This window comes from Luteimonas panaciterrae (assembly GCF_020511115.1).
Taxonomy (GTDB): Bacteria; Pseudomonadota; Gammaproteobacteria; order Xanthomonadales; family Xanthomonadaceae; genus Luteimonas; species Luteimonas panaciterrae.
The window spans coordinates 1-4,278 of sequence record NZ_JAJAVH010000010.1 but is presented as its reverse complement, the minus strand read 5'-3'; the positions used below and the strand labels follow the sequence as shown (position 1 = coordinate 4,278).

The following is a 4,278-nucleotide window of genomic DNA, read 5'->3' as shown; positions in this document are numbered from 1 at the left end:
CTTTGGTTCGTTTCTTTTGGCGCTTACCAAAAGAAATGAACTCGGTCGCGAAGCGGACGAAACGCCTTTGATTTTCACTTTAAGGCGCAGAGGCAACCACCTGTTGCCTCTGCGCCGCCAAAAACGCCCGCAACGACGCCGGCTTGATCGGCTTGGTCAACACCCGATACCCCCGCACCCGCGCCGCCTGCTTCAAGGCATCACTCCCATCAGCCGTCAACAACGCGCCAGGAATCGCATTCCCGGCGGACTCGCGCAGAAGATCCAGCGCATCGAGCCCATGCAGGCGATCATGCAGGTGGTAATCCACCAGCAACACATCAGGTACCGGATCGAGCGCGGCCAATGCTTCGTCGACGGTGGTGGCGCCGATTGCCTGCACTTGCCAGCGTCCGAGCAAGGCGCGCATGCCATCCAGGATTTCCGGATCGTTGTCCAGGCACAGCACGCGCATTCCCGCCAACGTATCCGGCAACGCCGATCCTTGGCCTGAGCCGGAAGCATCGTGCCGTCCCGCGGACAGGTCGTCGCGCGAGGAAATACTGATCGCGTGCAGCACGCGCGGAACGCGAATCGAGAACATGCTGCCGCGTCCAAGCCGCGAGTGGACGTCGAGGCGATGGTCGAGCATGTGCGAGATGCGTTGGCAGATCGACAATCCCAAGCCCAGTCCTTGCTCGCCCCAGTCGGTGGGCTGCTCGAAGCGTCGGAATTCCTCGAAGATCTGGCGGAGATGATGTTCGGGAATGCCCGGCCCCGTATCCCACACTTGCAGTTCGATGTGGTCGCCGCGCACGCGTGCGGCGAGGATGATGCGGCCGGCGCGGGTGTAGCGCAGGGCGTTGGCGATGAAGTTCTGCAGGACGCGGCGCAGCAGGCGGCGGTCGCTGCGCACGGGGCGCGCATGTCCGGAGGCGGGATGCAGGCGCAGGTCGATGCCGCGGCTGGCGGCGATCGGGGCGTATTGTTCGAGCAGTTGACGCAGCAGGTCGCCGGCATCGAAATCCGAGAGCGCCGGTTGCAGGGCGCCGGCATCGAGGCGCGAGATGTCGAGCAGGCCATCGAGCAGTTCCTCGGCGGCGCGCAGCGAGGTGTCGACGCGTTCGGCGAAATGCTGCTGTTCGCCGGCATCGGAGCTTTCGCGCAATGCCGAGGTGAACAGTCGCGCGGCGTTGAGTGGTTGCAGCACGTCGTGGCTGAGCGCGGCGAAGAAGCGGGTGCGCGATTGTTGCGCGGCATCGGCTTCGCGAGTGCGTTCGGCCACGCGTTGTTCCAGGGTTTCGTTGGCTTCGCGCAGGGCGCGTTCGGCGCGCTTGTGATCGCTGATGTCGTTGAACGTCATCACGTAGCCGCCTTCGGGCAGCGGTTCGCCGCGGCTTTCGATCACGCGGCCGTCGCCGCGTTCGCGCACGTACAGGTGCGGGCTGCCGCGGCGCAGGTAGTCGAGGCGCTTGCGCACTTCGGTCTCGACCGGCGCATCGGCACCGAGCAGGCCGCGCTCGACGTTGTAGCGGATCAGGTCGGCGATCGGGCGTCCGACGTAAAGCATGCTCTCGGGATAGTCGAACATCTCTTGGTAATGGCGGTTCCACGCCACCAGGCGCAGGTCGCGATCGACCACGCTGATGCCCTGCGCCATGTTCTCGAACGTGGCGGCGAGCAATTGACGATTGAAGCGCAGTTCCTGTCCGGTTTCGTCCAGCAGCGCCATCATCGCCGCCATGTCCATGCCCGAGCCTTTCAGCAGGCTGGTCAGCACCAGGCGTGCGCTGGAGGCGCCGAGCGCGGCGGCGAGGAGGCGTTCGGTGAACTGCACCCAGGTGCGGGTGGCGGCGGTGTGCGGTTGCAGTTCGCCGCCATGCGATTTCGCGTGTTCGGCGAACGCGCGCTGCGCGGTGCGTTCGCCGACGATGCGTCCGGCCAGCGTGAGCAGGTCGCCGACCTGCACGCCGCTGTGCGAGACACCGGAGACCAGCGTCTGCCGCGCGGCGTAGGGATCTAGGAAGGGCGCGCTGCGCAAACGCTCCTCGAAGCTCGGCCGCCAGCGCGCGGACACCAGCAGCAGGGCGCCGACATTCACCAGTAGCGACCAGAAGGTGCCGTGCGTGAGCGGATCCCAACCGACCAGCCCGAACAGCTGATGCGGCCGCAGCCAGCTGATGCCGAATGGCCCGTGATCCATCCAGGCATGGTCGAACCAACCGGCTTCGGTGAGCGCCGGCAGCAGCAAGGTGTAGATCCACATCAGGAAGCCGAGCAGCAATCCGGCTTCCACGCCCTGACGGCTGGCGCCGCGCCAATACAGGCCGCCGATCAGCGCGGGCGCGAACTGCGCCACCGCCGCGAACGCCATCAGGCCGTAGGCCGCCAGCGTGGTGTCGCTGCCGCTGCTACGGTAGTAGCCGTAGGCGAGCGCGGCGAACAAGACGATCGCCGCGCGCCGCACCCAGAGCACGATAGCCACCACGTCGCCGCCGCGGCGTTGCGCCCAGCCGCGACGCAGCAGGGGTGGCATCACCAGATCGTTGCTGACCATGGTCGCCAGCGCCACGCTGGCCACGATCACCATGCCGGTGGCGGCGGAAAAGCCGCCGACGTAGGCCGCCAGGGCCAGCCACAGCCGATGTTCGGACAGCGGCAGCGCCAGCACGATGCTGTCGGCGTCGACGTGCGCGCCGTCCTTCATCAGCAGCATGCCGGCGCTGGCGATCGGCAGCACCATCAGCGAGATCAGGACGAGATAGGTGCCGAACAGCCAGCGCGCGCGGCGGATGTCGGCTGCGTTCACGCATTCCACCACGGCGACGTGGAATTGCCGCGGCAGGCAGATGATCGCGGCGAAGGCCAGCAGGGTCTGGCCGATGAAGCCGACCGGCTTGGCGTTCTCGAGCAGTGCGCGCGTGGCTTCGACCGGCTGCAGGTCGCGCGCGCCGAGCCAGCCGACCGCGAAGATGCCCACCGCGATCAACGCGATCAGCTTGACCAATGATTCCAGCGCGATCGCCAGCATCATGCCGGGCCGGTGCTCGCTGGCATCGACCTGGCGCGTGCCGTACAGGATCGCGAACAAGGCCATCAGCGCCGCCACGTACAGCGCCGGATCGCCCAGCGTGGAGGTGGCCGCGTCGTAACCGCCGAGCACGGCCAGGCTGATCGCCACCGCCTTGTACTGCAAGGCCAGGTAGGGCACGGCCGCAATCAGCGCGATCAGGGCCACCATCGCCGCGAGGCGCTGCGCGCGTCCGTAGCGGGCGGCGATGAAATCGGCGATCGACACCGTGTTTTGCGACTGCGCGATCAATGCCAGCCGTTCCAGGATGCGCCAGCCGAACAGCAGCATCAGCAGCGGGCCGAGATAGATCGGCAGGTAGCCGAGGCCGGTGCGCGTGGCGGTGCCGACCGCGCCATAGAAGGTCCAAGACGAGCAGTACACCGCCAGCGACAGGCTGTAGACCAGCGGCCGCAGCCAGGTGCGCCCCTGCGAATACTGCGGATGCCGGTCGCCCCACCAGGCCACCGCGAACAGCAGGGCGGCGTAGCCGACCGAAACGAGGGTCAGGACCCAGTTTTGGACCAAGTGCGAGGCTCCCGGGAAACCGGGCGGAGTGTACGCCCTTCGCCCGAAGGCACCTTAGGTTCGCGCAAATCCATGTCCCTTCACGCGGCCGCCACCTCGCCGTCACCGTTGCGGACAAACGCACTTCGAAGATTTAGATCGATGGATTTGACGATTGTAAAAATAAATTTTGACACCGGTCGCAAATACGGAAGCAGTTATTTTGAATTTAGATTCGGATCACGGAACACGCTTCGAAAGAAGATGAACCATTTAATAGTCGACTGCATGGATGGAGAAAAACTCGGAGAAATATCCGGCGGGCTCGGCAAACCCCTCACACCAACTCAAACCCATCACAGGGGGAGATTATGAAACGGCTTATTGTCGTAGCGGCATTGCTTTGTCTGATGACAGGTCCCGCACTGGCTGCGGGTAAGAAAATTTCTCCAGAAGATACGCAGCGAGCGAAATATGCTGCGCAGATTTCCAGCAAATGGGGGTCGCAGATCCAGAAGAAATTCGGCATGTCGCCTGGTGAATGGACCGAGCAGATGATGGACACTTTCACCGGTGCCGATCTCATGAACATGAAGCGCGCGGCCGAGGCCACGAGCTTCGATGCGATGTCCGGTGCGCTGTTCGGCGGCAGTTCGGCCGCGAACATGGCATTGGCGCGGCCGACCGCGATTGGCAGCACGGAAAATGACCTGGTATTTACT

2 protein-coding genes are annotated in these 4,278 nt (G+C 64.8%); one reads left to right on the top strand and one right to left on the bottom strand.

Features of this window, described 5'->3' with window-relative positions; translation table 11 throughout:
• Positions 1-79: 79 nt before the first annotated feature.
• Complete coding sequence (locus tag LG367_RS12755; RefSeq protein WP_226469646.1) at positions 80-3,577, bottom strand: hybrid sensor histidine kinase/response regulator; 3,498 nt, start codon at positions 3,575-3,577, stop codon at positions 80-82.
• Between the two features lie 350 nt (positions 3,578-3,927).
• Between LG367_RS12755 and LG367_RS12750 the strand changes: the two genes are divergently transcribed.
• On the top strand, positions 3,928-4,278 hold a 351-nt coding region (locus LG367_RS12750; RefSeq protein WP_226469645.1), incomplete at its 3' end, for a hypothetical protein.